This is a genomic window from Geomonas edaphica (assembly GCF_004917075.1).
GTDB classification, from domain to species: Bacteria; Desulfobacterota; Desulfuromonadia; order Geobacterales; family Geobacteraceae; genus Geomonas; species Geomonas edaphica.
The window spans coordinates 220,565-241,258 of record NZ_SSYB01000006.1; the positions used below are offsets into that span (position 1 = coordinate 220,565).

Consider the following 20,694-nt stretch of genomic DNA (forward strand, 5'->3'; position numbering starts at 1 on the left):
TCATCTCTCCACCCCGCCGCACATGCTCAGCACCTCGTCCATGGCCTTCTCGTCTATCCGATGCCCGGTGGCGCAGACGACGTGGTGGTAGTCAAGTCCGCGGCTGAAGCTCAGCCAGGCGTAGCAGTCGAGGATGTAGTTATTGGCGAAGATCTCTATGACGCGGCACCCCGGCTGCGACCAGACCACGTTGGTAAGGCCGGCGCCGTGCGTCCCCACCACCATCTCCGCCTCGTGGAAGAGCCGTATCTGCTCGGCGAAGGAAAGCTCCTCGCTGTTGAGGATGGTGAAGCCGATCTCCTCCAGCCGCTTTTCGAGCAGTTCCTCACCGGCGAGCCGCCGTCTGCTTTTCCTCCTCGAGATGTAGAGCCTGACGCCTCGTCCGGCACGCGGTCGAACCCCATCTGCCACGATCTTCCCCTTCACCGCGCTGTGCAGCAGGGTGATGACCTGGGGATCGGTGAATTCCGGCTGGGTGTGGTACTGCGGCACCACCAGCCGCTCGACCCGCACCGGACCCTGGCAGCGGATGAAGCGCGTCTCCGCGTCGGTGCCGAGCGCGGTGAAAAGCCCTTCGATCACGTAGCGCGGCACTTCCTCCGGGAGCACGATCTTCACCTCGGGGAACCTGGCAACCGTGAACAGCAGGTTCGGCAGCACCTCCATGAGCCAGTGAAAGTAGTTTGCGGGATGGCAAACCACCACCGGCTCCGCGCTCGCAAGTGCGGTCACCGGCAGGAGCGGCTCGTGCAACACATCCCCCCAGTCCATGATGCGGCGCAGGGAGCCGACGCTCTCTTCGATGATCCGGTTCCCGATCCAGGCCATGCCGGAGAATGGAGACACCGTGGCGTCCTTCAAGAGGTAGAGGTTGCGCCTGTTAAAGACCGCCTCGGTTCTTATGTATGGGGGATAGGCGGCGCGGGGCTCGTGTTTCACGATGAGCGCGTTGGTTACCGGGATGATGTCGAGGATGTGCCTGCGGACGTTCGGGAGGTAGGACGCTTTCTCAAGCGACTCGATGCTCGATTTCGGCATCTTGCCCACCACCGGACCGAGCAGGTCTCTCGAGATGAAGCGCAAAAGCTGCTGGCGTCTTTTTGCCGTTGTCTCGCTTGCCTTCATGGCCTAGAGCCTGTTCGCCTCATTCTTGTGGTAGACGTCGAAGAAGATGACGCTGTTGTCGGAGACCTCGGAGCAGAAGCCGCATTGGGAGTGAAGCTTGTGCCCTTCCTTGCGGCAGAGCTCGCACCAGTGATAGATGAGCCGGTAGTCGCGCCGCCCCACGTATTTCTTCAGGCGGCCTTGGTACTCGCCGTGCATCCAGCCGTCGGCGTCGCTCGGGTTTAAAAGGAGCCGGTCGATGACCGACTGGATGCGCGCGTGACCCGGCGGGTCGTGCTTCTCGATCTTCGCGATCTTCGTCTTGAAGGAAGGTGTGGCGAAAAAACTAAAGGGCGTCATAACGACCTCTTCGGCATCGGGCGGCTCCTGGAGCCGTCGGGGATTTTCCTGACGTGCGGCCGGCCCGATGCTAGCACACCGTATCGCTTCTTTCAATGGTCTCCCTGCAGCCTGAAGGCGCCGGTTCCCTCCCGCAGGACGCCTACCTGGCCGGTGAGCTTCGCCGCCCCCGCCTCGAGAAGCGCCGCGGCCTGCAGGCAGCGATCCGCGTCGGCGTTGATCTCGGTCACCGCCGCTGCGATCTGGGTGCTCTCCTGGGCCTGCACCGCGCAGGCCTTTTCGATCTTCTGCGACATGTCCGAGACGTCCAGGATCGAGTTCGAGATGTCGCGCCCCACCTTGCTCTGCTCACGGGTCGCCCACTGGAACTGCGCTGCCAATTCCTTCATCTGCTCCGAGGCAACCATGATCGCCTCCTTGGCTCCGGACTGCTCCCTGATGGCGCGCTCGATACGCTCGGTCATGTCGGTCACCCGGTCCATCGCCTCCCTGATGAGGCTCGTCCCCTTCGCCTGTTCTGATGTGGCCCGCGCGATGCCGCTTATGTGGCTTCTCGCGGTGGAGACGCCACTCACGATCTTCTCGAGCGCGTCGCCGGAGCGTGAACTGAGCTCCTCTCCCGCCGCGATACGCTGGTCCGTCTCCTTGAGCGCGTTCACCGCCCGCTCGGTCTCCTCCTGCACCCCGGCGATCAGACCGGCTATTTCGCTCGTGGAGCGGGCGGTGCTTGAGGCGAGCATCTTGATCTCCTCTGCGACCACCGCGAAAGCCTTGCCGTGCTGGCCGGCCTGTGCCGCGATGATGCTTGCGTTCAGTGCGAGCAGCGAGGTCCTCTTGGCGATGTCGTCGATCACGGAAGATATCGCCCCGATCTCGTGCGTCCTCGCGGTGAGCGTCGTGATGACCTGGTTGGTGACCCCGGATGAGGCGCGGATCTCGCTTATCCCCTGACGCATCGCCCGCACCGCCTCGACTCCCTTGAGGGCGTCGTGTTCCACGACCTCCGCCACCTCTGCGGTGAGTACGGCGTTTCCCTTCACCGTGTTGGTGGCCGCTTCCATCTCCAGGATCGATGACGCGGTCGACATGGAGGAGGATACGAGTGCCACGGTGTGCTCGCCGATCTCGCCGCTGGCCGTTGCGCTCTGCATGATCGAGGCGGTCACCTCGGCGATCAGGGAGGTGAGTCTCTCCGCGTTCAGTGCGACCTCCTCCGTCGTCGCCGTCATCTCCAGGATCGACGCGGAGGACTCCGACGCCGCCCGGGCGAGCCGTTGCGTTTCGTTCTCGATCTCCTCGGCCTTGCCGGCGATGGTCGCAACGTAGGAGGATGTCTCGATCACTTTGCCCTGCTGGCGACGCGCGGCCGCCACAGCACCCGCGGCTTCTGCGGAGAGGTCGGTCGATATGCCCTGTACGCTTTCCGCGGACCCGCTCACCCTGCTGATCATGCCGCGCAGTTCGGTCACCATGGTCCGAAGCGACTCGAGGAGCTTGCCGGCCTCGTCGCCTCCACCCGCCGGAATCGCCACGGTGAGGTCCCCTGTCGCCACGGCCTCGGTGATGGAGACCGCCTTCTTCAGTGGGGCGAGCAGCAGGCGTGTGAACCAGGCCGCGATGCAGCTGGCGAAAAGGGTGAAGGCAACGGCCAGGGCGATCACCGTGGTTCGCGTGTGTTCGAAGGACTGTAGGAAATCCGCGGTCTTCACCCCTACGTATAAAGCACCGATCACCTGGCCGCTGTTGTCGCGGATCGGATCGTAGGCGGTGAAGTAGGGGGTGTTGAGGATCGGCGCGACGCCCCGGTACCCTTCCCCCTTCTTGAAGAGAGCATCATAGGCGGGACCCTCGAGCCTTGTCCCCACCGCACGGCTGCCGTCTTCCTTCACTACGTTGGTGGCGACCCGCACGTCATTCATGAAGATGGTGGCGGTCCCGCCGCAGATCTTCGCCACCTTGTCGGGAAGTTCGTTGTTGCCGTTCAGGACGTAGTCCCCCGCCATCAGACGGTTCCCCTCGACCCGGAAGGCTCCCTTTTGCCTTAGTAACTCCCAGAAGGTGTTGATCCTGCTTTCCTGCGACGCGGTGGCCACGCGCACCATCTCCCGCTTCATCTTGGTCAGGGATACGTACGTGGTGACGCTTACCGCGGTGATGACGATGGTGACGGTCAGTATGGTGCCCTTCTTTACGATGCTCAAATTCACCCGTTATCCTTGTCGTAACTTTGAAAGCGGCTGATGCCGGTATAAAAGTGGGATATGTCGTGCAGAGAAGCTTTTAGATAAGCCGTGCACCATTAATTTTTTTACTCGATGAAGATCATGGTGCGGATTGTAGTGCACTATTCGGTAACGTAATTTTAAAATTACGTATATATCACACGCCAAATAGCAAAATAAAGTGCGATCCACACGTTTAGCGTATACGGCATCCCGCTTGTAACTTGCTGGCAGGCCATGTGATTTTTCAATAACAGGTGTCGGCTGGTCAATAACTTCTTGAATGGCGAAACGAAGGAGCGCTACGGGGCGGGGTAGTACGAAGGTTCTTCAGGGATTCAGGGGACAGTGGATTACAGCTCCCTACGAAGCGCTGCATGAGCCTAAGGTTCCCCCCTTTGCGAAGGGGGGACAGGGGGGATTTGATTTGCAAGGGGCTTAACTCAGGGGCTGCTTCTTCTCAGGCATCCGAGGGAAATACCCGCCCCGATGAGAGAGGCGCCGGCCGCAAAGCGCAGCAGTCGGGAGACGCCCGAACCGACGCCGCAGCGACCTAAGCGCGCGGAAGACGCGGCGTAGATGATGAGCACGCAGGAAGCGGTGGAGAGGTGTATGAGCGCAAGCGCGGCAAGTTGGCCGGCAATCGGCTCGCCCGTCGTCACGAACTGCGGGACGAGAGATCCGAAGTACAAAAGCGCCTTTGGGTTCGCAGCGTGGAGGGCGAAGCCACCCAGGAAGGAGCGACCTGTACCGCAGTTGGCGGTGGCAGTCTGCCGCGTCACCGAAGCGGAGAGCCCCGAAAGCACGATCCGAACGCCTAAGTAGACCAGGTACACGGCGCCGGCCCATTTCATTATGGTGAACAGTCGGTAAGATGCGGCGAGTATCGCGGAGAGCCCCGTTACGGAGAGGACTATATAGAAGGCGTCGGCGGCAAGGATGCCGAGTGCCGCCGGAAGTCCCGAGCGCATGCCGCCGCGCATCCCCTGCGTCGTCACGTACAGGACCGCCGGTCCGGGGATGGCGGTGGACGCCAGTGAGACCAGAAAGAAGAGGGTGAGCAGCTTCATCGCGGCACGCTGTTCAGTATTCCTTGGGGGGCTCGAGGTAACCGCACTCGGGGTTTTCCTTGAGGTGCACGAAGTGCGCGACGTGCTTGTCGCCCGCGACGCGCGGTCGGACCGGTTTGCCGCACTTGTCGCATTCGAAAAGAAGGGAGTACTTCTGTTCTGCGGTAGCTCCATCACGTATGGCGAGCGCTTTGTCGACACTGATGATGTGGCCGAAGAACTTGCACTGTAATGCCATGCCCATTTCCTGCTCCTTCACATGCTGGTTCTGTTTTTTCAGGCGCTTAGCCCGTTGTGTTAGTCCCTTCCGCCATCGAAACGACGCCAGTTGAAGAAGTGCGGCATTGTCTCGATCTGCTAAAACAATGTATTATTTTTCTTTTGAATTGTCAACGATACTCTCCGTGCACCTCTTCGTCTTCTCAATTCCGGTAGAAGTCCATGAACTGGTTTCTCAGCCGCTCATCAGGGTTCTGCTCGTAGAACTCGTCTTCCGTGAACGAGAAGCGGTATCCCGCTACGTACTCCGACACGATCCGGTAGGCCGCGTTTATCAGGCGGATCCTTTCCGGGTCCCCCTGCGCACCGGCATCGGGATGATGGCACTTGACCAACTCCCGGTGCCGGGCCTTTATCTCTCCCAGCGTCGCCCGCTCCCCCAGCCCCAGTATCCGCAGCGCCTCCTGCAAGTCCGCGTAGGTCATGTCAGTGCGTCCAGTCGATGATCTTCACTTCGGGCCCGACCTTCGCTTCCACTGCCGCCTTCATGGCAGCGAAGTGAGGGCAGGGGTAGCCGATGGGGTTTCCCTTCTTCATGCAGGAAGCGAAGACAATACCCTCCGCTCCGCGATCCACCATCATCTTGGCCCGGGTGACCGCCTTCTTTCCGGAACAGCCGCCGCAGGACAGAAAGCCAACGATCTCGACGGGGCCAGTTTCCTCGAATGCCTGCGTGCCTTCGCCGGCCACCTTGAAGTCCACCGTTCCCGGGCACATATCCTCAGTCAATTGACAACGAATGATTCCCACCTTCATGCTATTTCTCCTTGCCGTTCTTTATCGTCTTTACGACCGCGAACCCGCCCCGCCCATGCCCTTCGCTGACGGACAACCCGGCGGGAGCCGGCAAAAGGGTCTGCCGGTAAGAGAATCCCGAGAATCCCGCCTCGGTCAGAAGCGCTTCAAGCTCGGCCGCGCTGCGAAAGGTAGCTTCGCGGTAGAAGTCGCTCCCGCTTTTTTCCCGCTCATAGCTTTCCCCAAGTACACTCTCCCGGTCGATGAACCCTATGATGAGCGAGCCGCCCGGCTTCAGTACGCGCCGTACCTCGGCCAGCACGCGTGAGACGTCCTCTACGAAACAGAGCACGGTGACGATCACCGCGTAGTCAAAGCAGGCATCCGGCAGCGGGAGTGTTTCCGCCGTCCCTGACAGAACTTCGATCCCCCGTTGCCGCGCAAGCTGCGCCATTCCCGGTGAAGGCTCGACGCCCAAGGCGATACCGAGCGGTGCCGCGAAGCGGCCGGTCCCGACGCCGATCTCCACGCCGTTTCCCTGCGCCGGGACGAGTTCCCGCACTGCCGCCAACTCCGCCTGATAGATGTCGACGTGCCTGTCGAACCAGGCGTCGTACTCCGCGGGATGGCGGTCGAACGCATTCATTTTTGCCATGACCTTCGCCTTGCTCTCGGCTTCACGATCTCTCCTTCGCTCAACCGGCAATCCCTCCGGTTACATTCGGATATTTAGATATCATCCGGTCAAGCGCGGGGCAAGGGAAAAGAGGCGGGGTCAGCGGCTCCGCAAGACGGCTTCCAGCGTCGCGTCGATCTCGGCCAACACCTCGTCGGGCAAGCGCTCTATGTGCACGATCCGCTGCACGAGATCGGCCTGGACGAAGTCGGGGAGGAGCTTCACGATCTCGCCGGCGTCTTGGGCGGGGAGACGGGCTAAGAGGACCGCAATGGTCTGCGGCTGTTCCTGCAGCAGCTTTTTCGCTATGGCTCTGTAGTTCATGCTCTGCTCCTTTGCGGCGGGTCTTCCGTCCGCTCAGCATCACACAAGCTCGGCCTCCCGGCGAGGCGCGTTCCTGAGGAAAAGCGCCGCGAGCAGGGGGAGGGTGAAAAGGAATGCGTAGAAGAGGAAGTAAAAACTCCGCGCCACGCCCGCCGCGTCGGCCAGCTTTCCCACCAGCGGACCGCTCACCACGAAGAGAAGCCGGAAGGAAACCGACTGCAGGGAAAGCGTCGCCGCCCGGTTGACGCTCGTCGACTCCTTCTGGGTGTGGGACAGCATCATCGGCCCCCTGAAACCACGCATGCAGGTCAGAAGGTAATAAAAGAGGAATCCCCAGATCCCGCCGCTCAAACCAAGCCCCAGATAACCGACGGCGACCAACCCTAGGAAGAGAAGGACCATGCCGCGGTCGCCCAGGCGGTTGTGCAGCCGGTGACTTGCCAGGGCGCAAAGCGCGACGGTCAGGTTCGCGCCGGCCCATACCGGCCCAAACCAGGTGACCGGCACGCGGGCGTGCTGCATGTAGGGTTGGATCAGCCAGACCGGGTAAAAGGAGGCGACCCCCAGCACCGTGTTGAGGAGGATGGTGTAGCGCAGGTGACGGTTCTCCCTGAAGGCGTAGCGGGCCGTGGCGACCGCCTCGGCCAGATGCGAGCGCTGCGGCGCATGCTCGCGCGGCGTTTCCGTGAGCCGTGAGGTGACCAGGAGCCCGGCCCCCCATACAGCGACCTGCAGGACGAAGGGGAGCCTCGGCTCGAAGGCGTAGATCACGCCGGCCATCACCGCTCCGGCTGCCTCGCCGATCTGGGCGAAGCCGTGCATGCGCCCCTGGTGCCGGGCATAAGAATGCTCATCCCCCTGCGCGCGCAGCGTCTCATACAGAAGGGCGCTGTCCGAGCCGCTTATGAAGGAGAGCGACATCCCGAGGGTGATCTCCGCCAGCAGCACAGTAGTGAAGGAGTTCGCATAGATGTAGATCCCCCAGCCTGCCATGCCAAGGGCCGCAGCGATGTTGAGGGCGCAGCGGTAGCCGACCCGGTCGCTTATGTAACCCGCGGGGTAATCGAGTGCCAGGGTCGCCACCGAGAAGATGCTCTGCAAAAGCAGGATCTGGGTCAGCGAAAGGCCGATGTGGTCCTTCCAGAAGAGGGTGATGATCGCCATCGGAAACAGCATCATCTGCAGGAAGGAGAAGACGTACAGTTTTCCTATGTTGCCGGATAGACTTTTCATCACAGCATCCGTACCCGCTCGCGTACGAATTTGCAAGGAGATTGTGGATATTCGGCGGCGTCCGTCGAGCGGAGCGAGCAGGGCGCCTCCCCTTGTTGACGCCTACATGCAAAGATGCTAGGGTTGACAACCGTAACGACTAATAGATTCGAGGAAAACATAGCCGTGATATCAACCCGTCTTTTTCATGCCACCCTTTTTACCCGCCTGACCGCAGCCGCGTTGCTGCGCGGTCTCGCACGTTCTATGTCGGTGCCGGAGGGAAGGGTTTAGCTTTTATCGTACAGACCAACACCAAGACCCCCGCCGGCATGAGCCCGCGGGGGTTTTTTATTGCCCGAAAAAGGAGAAGAAAATGAAGCAAAGCGGAAAGGGTAGACAGATATTCATCACGGAGTTCGACCTGGAGCGTCTTGAGGAGATGATCAGCAATGCCGAGCAAAGGTCGTCGCGCGACGGCAGGTACCTTGCGGAACTGGAGCAGGAACTGACGAGAGCGGAAGTGGTCCCCTCCGAGGGCATCCCCCCGGACGTCATAACGATGAACTCGCGGGTGCGCCTGCAGGATCTCGATTCCGGCGAGGAGTTGGAATATACCCTCGTGTTCCCGCCGGACGCAGATCTGGAAAAGGGGAGGATATCGGTGCTCGCCCCGGTAGGGACCGCGCTGATAGGCTACCGTGCCGGCGACCGCATCGCCTGGGCGGTGCCCGGCGGAAAGAAGAAGCTGAAGGTGAAGAAGGTCCTCTACCAGCCTGAAGCGTCGGGAGATTTTCACCTGTAACTGCAGTCAGAGCAAGCCCCGCCGGAGGCGCAGTCCCGGCGGGGCATGGCCCGGATGAGTCAGGCGGTGAGGCGTGTCAGCCAATAGACGGCGGGGATGGTTCCGAAAGAGAGGATGATGCCTATCCCTATCATGGCCACGGCGAGGTCGGCCTCCATCCCGGCGACGACGGCGAGCGCACCGGCCGTCACCATGGGCGGCATGGCCGCTTCGAGGATCGACACGTCGACCACCATGCCGGCAACGCCCGCCATCCGGCAAACGAGCAGGGTGATGAGCGGTGCCGTCGCGAGCTTCAGCGCCAGCCCGAAGGCAAGCGGTCCGAGCACCCTGCGCGGCAGTCTGAGCCTCATCTGCAGGCCGATCGCCGTCATGACCACGGGGACGAGGGTGAGAGAGACGTTTTGCAGCGCCTGGGCGAGTTTCTCCGGGTAAGGCCATGAACGGGCAACCAGGCCGACCAGCAAGGCAATGGTGGGGGGAAAGAGAAGCATCTTGCGCACCATTGCCGAGAGGCGTACCGATCCGTCCTTGCCGTACAGGGCAAGAATCATCGAGCCGTAGGTCACCATGATGATCATGGTTCCCAACTGGTCGTAGATGATGAGGTAGGGAAGGCCCGCCGCCCCGAAGAAGGCCTGGACCATCGGGACGCCGAGAAACGAGGTGTTGCCGAGCGGCACCACGAGGAGCAGCACCCCAACCGATGCACGATCCCAGCGCCACAGCCGCGCCGCGCCGAGTACTGCGGCCACCGACAATAAAAGCATCCCCCACGGCACGAGCGCGGCGGTGAGGATGTCGCGTGAGAAGACGATCTGCGGCACCTTGAGGAGGATAAGCGCCGGTAGCGACACGTAGAGGGCGAACATGTTCAGCACCTGTGCCGAGTCCTTCGGGAAGGCCTCGAGACGACGAAAGAGCATCCCGAGCAGCACGAACACGCCGATGATGATGAAATTTTCCATTACTGCCTGATTCTCCTGCTGGGTTGCGACCGGAGGCTCAGATCCGGTTCACGTCTATCATGGCCTCGCCCATCACGTACTCGGTCTTCGCGTCGCGGGACGCTTCGGCCAAGCGGGCCACGATCCGCCTTATCTTGTCCAGTTCAAACTGCATGTCCGACAGATGCGTGCGGGTTTCCTCATTCCCTTCTCCGAGCCCCTTGGAGGCGAGGCGAAGGTGCCAGAGGATCGCGGTCAAGGGGTTGTTGAACTCGTGGCTTATCGCCACTGCCATCTCCCGTAAAAGTTTCAGCCTTTCGAGCTCGACCGCCATCTGCTTCTCGCGTCTTGATGCCAGATGCAGCGTGACCCGCGCCAGGAGTTCCTCCGGGTAGAAGGGCTTCACGATGTAGTCGTCAGCCCCTGCCTCGAACCCCTTCACCTTTTCCCCTCCGGAATCGCAGCCGGTGAGGAATATGATGGGAATCTCGCGCGTCCTCACATCACCTTTCAACTGGCGACAGACGTCATAGCCGTTCATCCCCGGGAGGTTCACGTCGAGCAGAATCAGGTCCGGGGGCATTTCCATCACGGCGGAGAGCGCCGATGTGCCGTTTTCTTCCACCCTGACCTCATATGTGCCTTCGAGGATATCGAGCAGATGGGCCTGCGATACCTTGCTGTCTTCTACGGCGAGTATCTTTTTCATAGGTGCTCCCGAAAGACCGGATCTCCCGCTAGACCAAGTACCATTTCATAAAAAGGACCGTTTGCCAATGCAAAAAAGGTCATATGACACATGTGACCTGGCAAGCTTGGTCCGGTTGGAGACAGCAGGATCGGTGGTTCGGGAATAAGGGGAGCGGGCGGGGAGGCGCCACTTCAGTCGCTAGTAGTCGGCCGACCGGCCAACCACACCCCGGCCGCAGTCAGCATCGTTTCGATGCCGGTGCGCAGGGTTGGGTGCAGGGTGGGCGCCCAAAAGGGCGAGTGCGGGCCAGGCAGTTGCTCGATCTCACCCGCCTGCAACGCCTTGTCGTACAGTTCCGGCGCGCACCCCCCCACGAACCAATAGGTGTAGGGGGAGTTCCAGGCTTTTCCGAAACGTCCGAAGTCCTCGCTTGCCCCTTGTGTAGGCATATCAACGAACCGGTCTCCGAAGTAATCTTGAAAGGCCCCCCCTATCTTTCTCGTCGTTTCGGCGTCGTTCACCGTCAGGGGGAAGTTGTTGATTTCCTCAAAGGCGGGATCTCTCGGCGCGTTGGACGCGCGTGCCTCGGCGACGCAGATCCGTTTTATCGCCTGCAGTACATGATTGCGCACGCCTTCGTCCGTGGTCCGGACGTTCAGCTTCAGGCAGGCTTCGGCGGGGATGATGTTCTCCGCAGTCCCGGCGTGAAACTCTCCGACGGTCACCACCGTCTGTGTCTGCGGCGCGATCTCGCGGCTGACGATAGTTTGCAGCCGCAGCACCGCCGAGGCTGCCATCACGATGGGATCTATGCCGTTTTGCGGCATTCCGCCATGGGCGCCTTTGCCGAAAAAGCGCACCAGCAGGCTGTCGCCGGAAGTCAGGACCTGGCCTGCGCGGCATCCAACCGTTCCGGCGCGGCATTGCAGCATGTGCTGCCCCATGATGACGTCCGGGCGCGGGAAACGCTGGGTCATGCCGTCGTCGAGCATCGCCTGTGACCCTTTGCCGGTTTCTTCTCCCGGCTGGAACACGGCGATGAGCGTGCCGCGCCAGGAGTCGCGCGCGAGCGACAGCACCGTTGCCGCACCGGTCAGCCAGGTCGTGTGCATGTCGTGGCCGCATGAATGAGCCACAGGGACCGTTTCCCCTTTTTCGTTCACTACCTCGATGCGGCTTGCATAGTCGAGCCCCGTCTCCTCCTTCATCGGTACGGCGTCCATGTCCGCGCGCAGCATGACCGTCGGGCCTGCGCCGTTTTTCAGGACGCCGACGACACCGGTGGCGCCGACCTTTTCCGTCACCTCGAAGCCGGCTTCACGCAACTTCCCTGCGATGATGTTCGACGTGCGGAGTTCTTGCATAGGGAGCTCTGGATGCTGGTGCAGATCCTTATAGAGAGCCTCGGCCATAGGCAGAACCTGCTCTATCTTGCTCACAAGGCCGTGGACGAACTGTGACATGTTTCCTCCGTACCTGCATTGATGGGTCCAATACTATCATACTCGGCGCGTCCGTCTTAATGCCACCGTTACTACTGTTTTTTTACTTCCTGTTTCATGCGGTTCGACCCATGACGTTAGGCCAAGGGCATTCGTGAAGCGATCCGCCGGGTGTGGGGGGAGAGCGGTGGTGAGACGAGCCACTTGACGGCGTGGAATGTTCTGTTAGATTGGAGGAAATTCATTTTACGGGAGGAGAGACATGAACCCTGCGGACAGATTCGTGATGAACCATGCGAGTATGGCCCCTCCGCAATTTGTGACGTGGCTCGATGATGCCGCGACTTTGCAGGCCGCGCACATCAAGATCAGCACCCTGATGGACTCATGGGTGCCGACGTCACCGCAATTCAAGGACCACAAGGAAAAAATCGAGTCTGAGTGGCAGAAGGCTTTGGCGCTTAACTTGCGCACGACGAAAGGACTCCAGATGACCACCGCGGCGGCGGTGGAGGATGTGTACATCAACGCCGCCTACCTCGTGCTCAGGGCAAAGAATGATAAAGACGAGACGTGGCTTTATAACAACGGCTTCACCTTGAAGGAAAAGATTAAAAGGGTTTACGCCCGGCCCGTTTCACTTTTCGGCCACGTTCTTAGGGTGAAGAACGGCCCCCAGATCGGGGAGGTCACCGTAAGTTGGGATAAAGATCCCGGGGCGGGTTCCTACCAATTGCAGATTTGCAAGGGGCATCCGCAGGGGGAGGAATCATTCGAGGATTACGGGCAGCTGACATTGGTTCGGACCATAATAGCCAAGCTGGAACGGGCGAATTGGTATTATTTCAGAGTCAGGAGTGTCGGCAACAACGAGTACGGCCCGTGGAGTGAACCCGTTGCGATCATCATTACCTAACCCGCCGACGTGACCGCAGCAATCGGCCGGTCCCCGCAGCAAAGGGACCGGCCCCCTCCTTCATGCATCTCACCACATCATCCGTTCAACATCCGGAAGTCCCCTGGGGCCGCGAACTTATTCTCGGAATGGCGGAACGCTTTCGTCACTCAGGAAAAGCATTCTATGAACCGCGGAACGCTTCTGTACCCTGAAGAATGTATTCGCTGAGCGACGGAACGCTTACGTGCCCCGAAGAATGCATTCGCTGGTCGACGGAACACTTCCGTGACCCGAAGAATGCATTCGCTGAGCGACGGAACGCTTACGCGCCCCGAGGAATGCATTCGCCGAGCGGCGAAACGCTTCTGTGCCCCGAGGAATGTATTCGTTGAGCGGCGGAACGCTTCCGTGACTGGAATAACGCATTCGCTGAGCGACGAAACGCTTCCGTGCCCCGAGGAACGCATTCGCTGAGTGACGAAACGCTTCCGTGCCCCGAGGAACGCATTCGCTGAGTGACGGAACGCTTCCGTGAACCCGAAGAACGCATTCCGCTTAGTGACGAACGCTTTCGTCACTCGAGAAACGTATTCGCCGCCCTCACTAACTTAAAAGGGACCCGCACCAGCATGTGCCGCTTCAGCATCTCTGCTGAAGCGGCCGCATCGCTTGTGGGGGCCCCTTCTTGTTTTCTACTTCGTTTGACTCTGTACTTCCTCTACGCGCACTCAGAGTAGCCGCAGACGCGGCAGACGGCGCAGCCGCCTTCGTGCTCCACGACACCGCCGCACTCGGGGCAGGCGCCTTTCTCGAAGGCGGGAGCTTCGATGATTTCACCATGGCCGGTGATCGCCAGGTGCGACTGGATCGCCTTGGCGACGGCGTCGGCGCAGGACAGGATCTTGTTGTCGCCGAAACCGCTCGGGCTGTGGCAGGAGATGCCGAGGAGCTGCTTCACTACCTGGCGTGCCTGCACGCCGCTTCTCCAGGCAAGCGATACCATGCGCCCGATCGCCTCGGACTGGCTGGCGGCGCAGCCGCCTGCCTTGCCCATGGTGGTGAAGACTTCGAAGAGGCCGGTGGCGTCCTCGTTGATGGTGATGTAAAGCGGTCCGCAGCCGGTCTGCATCTGGTAGGTCCAACCCTTGAGCGCCTTCGGACGCTCGCGCTTGCTGCGCTTTTCTTCCGCGGTCATCGCTGCGACCACCTTCGGCTCTTCCTTCTTGCCGACGGAGAGGACCTGCTCGTCACGGGAGCCGTCACGGTAGATGGTGACCCCCTTGCAGTTCATCTCGTAGGCGAGACGGTACACCTTCTCGACGTCCTCGATAGTCGCTTCGCGCGGGAAGTTCACCGTCTTCGACACGGCGTTGTCGGTGTGACGCTGGAAGGCGGCCTGCATGGTGACGTGCTCTTCCGGGGTGATGTCGTGGGCGGTCACGAACACGTCGCGCACGTCCTCGGGGATGGCGCTTATGTCCTGCACGGTGCCGTGCTCGGCGATCCGCTGCATCAGTTCCTCGCTGTAGAAGTCCTGCTCCTTAGCGATCTTCTCGAAAAGCGGGTTCACTTCGACCAGGATGTTCTTGTCCATCACCTGGCGCACGAAGGAGACGGCGAAGAGCGGCTCGACGCCGGAGGAGGCGTTGGCGATGATGGATATGGTGCCGGTCGGGGCGATGGTGGTGACGGTCGCGTTTCTGACCGGTGCGGCGCCGGGGACGTCGTACACGCTCCCCTTGAAGTTCGGGAACGCGCCACGGGTCCTGGCGAGTTCGCGGGAGGCGGCGTGCCCTTCGTCGTTGATGAACTGCATCACCTTCTCGCCCAGTTCGATGGACTCCTCGGAGCCGTAGGGGACGCCGAGCAGGATCAGCATGTCGGCCCACCCCATGACGCCGAGACCTATCTTCCTGTTCGAGCGGGTCATCTCGTCGATCTGGGGCAAGGGGTAGTTGTTCACCTCGATGACGTTGTCGAGGAAGTGCACGGCGCTCTTCACCGTCTCCTTCAGCTTGTCCCAGTTCACCTTGCCGCCCGCCACCATCTTGCCGAGGTTTATGGAGCCCAGGTTGCAGGACTCGTACGGAAGCAGCGGCTGCTCGCCGCAGGGGTTCGTCGACTCGATCTCGCCTATGTGGGGGGTCGGGTTGTCCTTGTTCAGACGGTCGAGGAAGATGATGCCCGGCTCGCCGTTTTCCCAGGCCTGCTTCACGATGCGCGCGAACACCTTCCTGGCGTTTTGGCTGCCGGCAGGCTTCTTGTCGCGCGGGTTCATAAGGGTGTAGTCGCGGTCCGCGTCGACGGCCTTCATGAACTCCTCGGTGATGCCGACCGAGATGTTGAAGTTGTTCAACTGGCGCTGGTCGTTCTTGCACATGATGAAGTCCATGATGTCGGGATGATCGACTCGCAGGATCGCCATGTTCGCGCCGCGGCGGGTGCCGCCCTGCTTGATGGTCTCGGTGGCGACGTCGAAGACGCGCATGAAGGAGAGCGGGCCACTGGAGATGCCGGTGGTGGACATGACCACGTCGTTTGCCGGGCGCAGACGGGAGAAGGAGAAGCCGGTGCCGCCGCCGGACTTGTGAATCAGCGCGGTGTGCTTGACCGACTCGAAGATCTCCTCCATGCTGTCGCCCACCGGAAGGACGAAGCAGGCGGAGAGCTGCCCAAGCTCGCGGCCGGCGTTCATCAGGGTCGGGGAGTTCGGGAGGAACTCGAAGTTGGTCATCATCGCGTAGAACTTGTCGGAGAGCGCGGAGAGGTCGGCTTTCTTGTCGAAGACGGCGTCGGCCTGGGCGATCGCGGTCGCAACGCGACGGAACATGTCGGCGGGGGTCTCAAGAGGCTTGCCTGACTGGTCCCTCTTCAGGTAGCGCTTCTCTAGTACTGTCTGTGCGTTCTTGGTGAGGCCCGGGATCTGTCCCTTTTCGGCGGTCTTCTTCATAACGTTTCGTTCTCCTTGGATAAATTATCATGTCGCCATGCGGATCGCTCAATACCACATTTAGTGGGCGGCCAGAAATAAACCACAAGATGTATGACGAAGTCAAGCGTTAATAGATTAAAATTTCGGGCGCTCATAAAAAACGAAATTGCCGGTGTTTACGCCTCAGGGGCATTTACAACGGGAGCCCCGCTGTGTTATTAATGACGGGTTAATTTTTCCTCCCGGAGCCTCCATGAGCCAGTGTGATTGCAATAGCCAGAAGGAGTCGCTAGAGTCCCAGGTAAAGGGGCTCAAGGATCTGATAGAGGTCGCCAAGGCCGTCGTTTCTACGCTGGATCTGGATACGGTGCTGCAGGCGATTCTGACGAGCGCCATGCGGTTCGCTGGTACCCCGGCGGGTAGCGTCGCGCTCTACTACGACGCAAGACGCGAGCTTAGCCTGCACGCGCACTCGGGGCTCACCGCGGATTTCGTGAAGAAGGAGCGCTGGGAGGTGACCCCCGGAGGGCTCACCGAGCAGGTGCTTCTGGCCGGCGAGATCTTTTACATCGAGGACACCCAGCAAACCCCGTTCTTCAAGAACCCGATCGCCCTGAAGGAAGGGATCCGCTCGCTTGTGTGCGTTCCGCTCGTCTTTCAGGAGCGCATCGTCGGCATCCTTTACCTGGATGACTTCGAACCGAGATGCTTCGACCGCGACAAGTTGAACCTCCTCTCGATCCTCGCGTCCTTCGCCGCGATGGCGATCCACAACGCGACGCTGCACAAGCGGACCAAGCTTCTCGCCATCACCGACTCGCTCACCGGGCTGCACAACCACCGCTACTTCAAGCAGTACTTCCGGCAGGAGATGGCGCGCGCCAAGCGCTACCACAAGCCGTTCTCCATCATCATGATGGACGTGGACGACTTCAAGAGTTACAACGACAGCTTCGGCCACGCCACGGGCGACCGGCTCCTCGAGCTCATGGGGGAGCTGATCCTGCAGACGATCCGTTCCGTCGACGTCGCCTTCCGCTACGGCGGTGAGGAGTTCATCGTACTTTTACCGGAGACCCGCCTGGACCAGGCGATCCTCGCTGCGGAGCGTCTGCGTGACAGCGTGCAGCAGGGGACCGCGAAGCGGCCCGTGGACGGGGCGAGCCGTGGCGTCACCGTGAGCATCGGCGTTGCGAGCTACCCGGACAACGCGGACAAAATGGACGAGCTGTTCAACATCGTCGACTCCCTGCTCTACCTGGCCAAGCGCCGCGGCAAGAACAAGGTCTATCACCAGGAAAGCTTGCAGATACCAAAAAAATGAAGAGATATCCCATACTACTTATCCACGGGCTGCTTCTGGCGGCCCTTTTTTGCCACCAGGCCGCGGCCGCCGATGCTCCGTCCTCCGTCGTGCCGTCCGCATCCGTTTCTGCTCCCGCTCCCGAGCGTGCCGTGGCGCCGTTCAATCCGCAGAGCACCTATGCCGACCGCGTTCTCGCCGAGGACACCGTCTGGAAGGGTGAGGTGCTTGTCGAGGGGGCGGTGACCGTGGCCCCGCAGGCGACGCTCACCGTCGAGCCGGGGACCGTGGTTCGCTTCAAGAAAGGGGGGGGGGAGCCGGTTCTCGTGGTGCAGGGCCGGCTGGTCGCCTCCGGGAGCAAGGAGGAGCCGATCCGTTTCTCGTCGCTCTTCGCGGCGCCCGCTGCCGGTGACTGGCAGGGGATCGTTCTCCTTGGCAGCGAGAAGAACAACCTACTGGAAAACTGCCGCATCGAAGGGGCGGCGACCGGGATCGAGGCGCTTTTTGCGAACNGGGGGGGGGGAGCCGGTTCTCGTGGTGCAGGGCCGGCTGGTCGCCTCCGGGAGCAAGGAGGAGCCGATCCGTTTCTCGTCGCTCTTCGCGGCGCCCGCTGCCGGTGACTGGCAGGGGATCGTTCTCCTTGGCAGCGAGAAGAACAACCTACTGGAAAACTGCCGCATCGAAGGGGCGGCGACCGGGATCGAGGCGCTTTTTGCGAACCTGACCCTGAAGGGGGTGCGTGCCGAGCGCAGCGCCACCGGGATGCGTTTCCAGGATGCGCTTGTCACCGTCGAGGGGGGGGGCGCCTCCGACTGCGACACCGGCATGAGCTTTATCCAGAGCGAGGCGACCGTGCGCGGCGTGAGCGTGGTCGGCAATCGGGTGGGAATCGAGGTGCGGCACACTTCGATCTACCTGCAGGATGGCAGTCTCGCCATGAACCGCTCCGCCTTTTCCTGCGACAGCTGTCGGTTGAAGCTTGCCGGCGGAGCGGTCCTCGACAACGGCCGCGGCGTTACCCTTTTCGAGACCGAGGGGAGCGTGACCGGGGTGAAGCTTGCGAGAAACAGCGACTACGGGCTGTCGCTGACCGGCTCGCGGGTGAGGGTGAGCGACAACGTGATCACCGGTAACGGCACGCAGGGGATGCTCGTCTTCGACGGTTCCGCCGTAGCGTGGGACAACGTGATCTCCGGTAACGCGGGGCATGATATCTACAACGCAGGCAATGAGGAGTTCCGCGCCCCCAACAACCGCTGGGGCGAGGGGGGACCCAAGATCTACGACAACGGCGGACGGGGCAGGGTGAACGTGAACCCGAAGAGGTAGAGCCGTTCAACGTTCAGCGTTCAACGTTAGGGCTTTGACCTTTGCCGGAAGCAGGTGCGGCGGGGCGGCACGGACCGCTGCACGAGAAAATGATGGTAATCGCGCTTATTTGAGCGGACACATAGGACCAGGAAACAAGTAACGTAACTGCCGCAAGGTTGGCAAACGACACGTTGAACGCTGAACGTTGAACGTTGAACCGGTTTTAAAGGAGAGTCATGACACGCAGAAACGGCCGTGCGGCTGATGCATTGAGGGAAGTTAAAATCACGCGCAATTACCTGAAACACGCCGAGGGCTCGGTGCTGATCGAGTTCGGGGACACGAAGGTAATCTGCAACGCGACAATCGAGTCGAAGGTCCCTTCCTTCCTGAAAGGGAAGGGGACGGGCTGGGTCACCGCGGAGTATTGCATGTTGCCGCGCGCAACGCACACCAGAAACCAGCGTGAGTCGGCAAAGGGAAAACTCTCCGGACGCACCCACGAGATCCAGCGCCTGATCGGCAGGTCGCTCCGTGCAGTGGTCGACCTGGAAAAATTGGGCGAGCGCTCCATCCTCATCGACTGCGACGTGATCCAGGCCGACGGCGGCACCCGCACCGCTTCGATCACCGGCGCTTACGTTGCGCTGGCCGATGCCCTGCAGACCCTGGTCAACGCCGGGGACCTCTCCCAGAGCCCGCTGCGCGAGGCGGTCGCCGCGGTGAGCGTCGGCATCGTTGACGGCACCCCCTTCCTCGACCTCGACTACCCCGAAGACTCGAGCGCCGAGGTGGACATGAACTTCGTGATGACCTCCTCGATGCGTTTCGTCGAGGTGCAGGGAACCGCCGAGGCGGAGCCTTTCACCCTCGACCAGATGGACGCCATGCGCGGCCACGCAATGCTTGGGCTCACCCGTCTCTTCGAGATCCAGAGAGAGGCGCTTCAGGCATGAAAGAGCTCCTGGTCGCATCGGGAAACAAGGGGAAACTGCGCGAGTTCGGTGAACTGCTGCGCGGCGTGGTGGATACCATCCTCTCGCCTGCCGACTTTCCCGATCTCCCGGACGTCGTGGAGGACGGTGCGACCTTCGAGGAGAACGCGATAAAGAAGGCGCTCTCCGCGGCGCGTTGCACCGGGCGGCCGGTACTTGCCGACGACTCCGGGCTTTGCGTCGATTACCTCTGCGGACGCCCCGGCGTCTACTCGGCGCGCTTCGCCGGTGAGGGGGCGACCGACGCCGACAACAACGCGCTCCTGCTGCGCGAGCTCGCGGGCGTTCCCGCCGAAAAAAGGGGTGCTGCGTTTCACTGCGTCATAGCGCTCTGCCTTCCCGACGGAACCTGCCGGACCTTCGACGGCGCCCTAGCGGGGGTGATCCTGGAGGCGCCGCGGGGGGAGGGGGGCTTTGGCTACGATCCCCTCTTCATGGTGCCGGAGTACGGGCAGACCTTCTCCGAACTTCCCATGGAGATCAAGAACGCCATCAGCCACCGCGGACGCGCCATGCAGATGCTCAAAGAGGCGCTCACCCAAAGCCGCTAAGGCGCAAACTAAGGCCAAAGGACAAAGGCTTTAACGCAAAGGCGCCAAGGCGCGAAGGCGCAAGGAAGGCAAGATCGTGGAATTTTGGGGTTCAACTTGGCGCCTTTGCGGCTTCACGTCTTGGCGTTGAATAGGTGGTAAGACGGCTCCGAGAAAATCTCGGGGCGCATAAAAAAAGGTGTTGCGCGGCTCCAGAGGCTATGCTATAAACTTGGTTCTTGAATCGGGGTGTAGCGCAGCCTGGCTAGCGCACCTGCCTTGGGAGCAGGGGGCCGGAGGTTCGAATCCTCTCACCCCGACCACTCAATTGCAGGCATTACTTCTGCGCCTGTAGCTCAGTTGGATAGAGCAACGGCCTTCTAAGCCGTAGGTCAGAGGTTCGAACCCTCTCAGGCGTGCCACAACTGAATATGGTGGGTATGGTGAAGCGGTTAACACAAACGACTGTGACTCGTTCATACGTGGGTTCGAATCCCACTACCCACCCCAATCATAAAGGCCAACCCCGTTAACAGCGGGGTTTGTCGTTTCAAACGTTCGATTTTGCGAGAGTGGCGGAATTGGCAGACGCACCAGACTTAGGATCTGGCACCGCAAGGTATAGGGGTTCTTATAGGGTGTCGGTTTCAGATGCAGAATGAGATCGTCGTATCTTCCTGAAACCGCGCACAAACCTTCTCGTTTCATAAAATGCATACTGTTCACTAAAAGCCATCCTGAGGGGTGGCCTTTTATTTTTTGCGCTGGCCTCTCCTCCCCCCCCTCTCTCTTCTTATTTTCTTCCATGCACCTTCTTTGTGTTAAACCTTTTTTAACTATGTTGGCTTTCATTTAAAC

Annotated in this window: 21 protein-coding genes and 3 tRNA genes; 9 read left to right on the forward strand and 15 right to left on the reverse strand. The window is 60.9% G+C overall.

Annotated elements, in window-relative coordinates:
* From E8K79_RS19400 to E8K79_RS19440, 10 genes are all read right to left on the reverse strand, one after another.
* Entirely contained in the window at positions 1–1,125 is a 1,125-nt protein-coding gene (locus E8K79_RS19400; RefSeq protein WP_136516198.1) for a glycosyltransferase family 61 protein, read from the reverse strand.
* 3 nt (positions 1,126–1,128) lie between these two features.
* Complete coding sequence (locus E8K79_RS19405) at positions 1,129–1,464, reverse strand: type II toxin-antitoxin system RelE family toxin (RefSeq protein ID WP_135872719.1); 336 nt, start codon at positions 1,462–1,464, stop codon at positions 1,129–1,131.
* A gap of 92 nt (positions 1,465–1,556) precedes the next feature.
* Entirely contained in the window at positions 1,557–3,671 is a 2,115-nt protein-coding gene (locus E8K79_RS19410) for a methyl-accepting chemotaxis protein (RefSeq protein ID WP_162604726.1), read from the reverse strand.
* A 458-nt stretch (positions 3,672–4,129) separates the two neighbouring features.
* Entirely contained in the window at positions 4,130–4,756 is a 627-nt protein-coding gene (locus E8K79_RS19415; protein WP_162604727.1) for a LysE family translocator, read from the reverse strand.
* A gap of 13 nt (positions 4,757–4,769) precedes the next feature.
* Positions 4,770–5,000 (reverse strand): hypothetical protein, encoded by a 231-nt coding sequence (locus E8K79_RS21185; RefSeq protein ID WP_162604728.1) that lies wholly within the window; start codon positions 4,998–5,000, stop codon positions 4,770–4,772.
* A gap of 178 nt (positions 5,001–5,178) precedes the next feature.
* Complete coding sequence (locus E8K79_RS19420; protein WP_136516201.1) at positions 5,179–5,460, reverse strand: J domain-containing protein; 282 nt, start codon at positions 5,458–5,460, stop codon at positions 5,179–5,181.
* A gap of 1 nt (position 5,461) precedes the next feature.
* Entirely contained in the window at positions 5,462–5,791 is a 330-nt protein-coding gene (locus tag E8K79_RS19425) for a CGGC domain-containing protein (RefSeq protein ID WP_136516202.1), read from the reverse strand.
* 1 nt (position 5,792) lies between these two features.
* On the reverse strand, positions 5,793–6,425 hold the full coding sequence (locus E8K79_RS19430; RefSeq protein ID WP_136516203.1) for a class I SAM-dependent methyltransferase: 633 nt from the start codon (positions 6,423–6,425) through the stop codon (positions 5,793–5,795).
* Positions 6,426–6,545: 120 nt separating this feature from the next.
* The gene (locus tag E8K79_RS19435) at positions 6,546–6,770 is read right to left on the reverse strand and encodes a hypothetical protein (RefSeq protein WP_136516204.1); all 225 of its coding nucleotides are present in this window, start codon (positions 6,768–6,770) and stop codon (positions 6,546–6,548) included.
* Between the two features lie 39 nt (positions 6,771–6,809).
* Positions 6,810–8,003 carry an MFS transporter gene (locus E8K79_RS19440; RefSeq protein WP_136516205.1) on the reverse strand — a complete coding sequence of 398 codons (1,194 nt, stop codon included), beginning with the start codon at positions 8,001–8,003 and terminating at the stop codon, positions 6,810–6,812.
* 355 nt (positions 8,004–8,358) lie between these two features.
* On the opposite strand from E8K79_RS19440, the gene rnk reads away from it, so the two are divergent.
* The gene (gene rnk, locus E8K79_RS19445; protein WP_136516206.1) at positions 8,359–8,787 is read left to right on the forward strand and encodes a nucleoside diphosphate kinase regulator; all 429 of its coding nucleotides are present in this window, start codon (positions 8,359–8,361) and stop codon (positions 8,785–8,787) included.
* 59 nt (positions 8,788–8,846) lie between these two features.
* Here rnk and E8K79_RS19450 read toward each other — a convergent pair whose 3' ends face one another.
* The 3 genes from E8K79_RS19450 to E8K79_RS19460 all read right to left on the reverse strand — a co-directional run bounded on the left by E8K79_RS19450 (position 8,847) and on the right by E8K79_RS19460 (position 11,888).
* Complete coding sequence (locus E8K79_RS19450) at positions 8,847–9,755, reverse strand: AEC family transporter (protein WP_136516207.1); 909 nt, start codon at positions 9,753–9,755, stop codon at positions 8,847–8,849.
* Between the two features lie 37 nt (positions 9,756–9,792).
* Positions 9,793–10,443, reverse strand: coding sequence for a response regulator (locus E8K79_RS19455; protein WP_136516208.1), 651 nt, complete (start codon positions 10,441–10,443; stop codon positions 9,793–9,795).
* Positions 10,444–10,616: 173 nt separating this feature from the next.
* On the reverse strand, positions 10,617–11,888 hold the full coding sequence (locus E8K79_RS19460; protein WP_136516209.1) for an amidohydrolase: 1,272 nt from the start codon (positions 11,886–11,888) through the stop codon (positions 10,617–10,619).
* A gap of 241 nt (positions 11,889–12,129) precedes the next feature.
* On the opposite strand from E8K79_RS19460, the gene E8K79_RS19465 reads away from it, so the two are divergent.
* On the forward strand, positions 12,130–12,783 hold the full coding sequence (locus tag E8K79_RS19465; RefSeq protein ID WP_136516210.1) for a fibronectin type III domain-containing protein: 654 nt from the start codon (positions 12,130–12,132) through the stop codon (positions 12,781–12,783).
* Between the two features lie 700 nt (positions 12,784–13,483).
* Here E8K79_RS19465 and E8K79_RS19470 read toward each other — a convergent pair.
* Complete coding sequence (locus E8K79_RS19470; protein WP_136516211.1) at positions 13,484–15,715, reverse strand: vitamin B12-dependent ribonucleotide reductase; 2,232 nt, start codon at positions 15,713–15,715, stop codon at positions 13,484–13,486.
* 235 nt (positions 15,716–15,950) lie between these two features.
* Between E8K79_RS19470 and E8K79_RS19475 the strand changes: the two genes are divergently transcribed.
* The 7 genes from E8K79_RS19475 (at position 15,951) to E8K79_RS19505 (ending at position 20,346) form a co-directional block, all read left to right on the forward strand.
* Positions 15,951–17,021 (forward strand): sensor domain-containing diguanylate cyclase, encoded by a 1,071-nt coding sequence (locus E8K79_RS19475; protein WP_135872743.1) that lies wholly within the window; start codon positions 15,951–15,953, stop codon positions 17,019–17,021.
* 513 nt (positions 17,022–17,534) lie between these two features.
* Positions 17,535–18,329 (forward strand): right-handed parallel beta-helix repeat-containing protein, encoded by a 795-nt coding sequence (locus E8K79_RS19480; RefSeq protein ID WP_246043899.1) that lies wholly within the window; start codon positions 17,535–17,537, stop codon positions 18,327–18,329.
* A gap of 218 nt (positions 18,330–18,547) precedes the next feature.
* On the forward strand, positions 18,548–19,267 hold the full coding sequence (gene rph / locus E8K79_RS19485; RefSeq protein WP_136516213.1) for a ribonuclease PH: 720 nt from the start codon (positions 18,548–18,550) through the stop codon (positions 19,265–19,267).
* Positions 19,264–19,857, forward strand: coding sequence for an XTP/dITP diphosphatase (locus E8K79_RS19490; RefSeq protein ID WP_136516214.1), 594 nt, complete (start codon positions 19,264–19,266; stop codon positions 19,855–19,857). Before rph ends, E8K79_RS19490 begins: the two co-directional genes overlap by 4 nt.
* A gap of 224 nt (positions 19,858–20,081) precedes the next feature.
* Positions 20,082–20,159 (forward strand) — tRNA-Pro (locus E8K79_RS19495).
* A gap of 22 nt (positions 20,160–20,181) precedes the next feature.
* A tRNA-Arg gene (locus E8K79_RS19500) sits at positions 20,182–20,258 on the forward strand.
* Positions 20,259–20,270: 12 nt separating this feature from the next.
* Positions 20,271–20,346 (forward strand) — tRNA-His (locus E8K79_RS19505).
* On the opposite strand, the gene E8K79_RS19510 is transcribed toward E8K79_RS19505, so the two are convergent.
* The gene (locus E8K79_RS19510; RefSeq protein WP_136516215.1) at positions 20,335–20,688 is read right to left on the reverse strand and encodes a hypothetical protein; all 354 of its coding nucleotides are present in this window, start codon (positions 20,686–20,688) and stop codon (positions 20,335–20,337) included. The two genes, E8K79_RS19505 and E8K79_RS19510, sit on opposite strands and share 12 nt — an antisense overlap.
* Between the last annotated feature and the right edge of the window lie 6 nt (positions 20,689–20,694).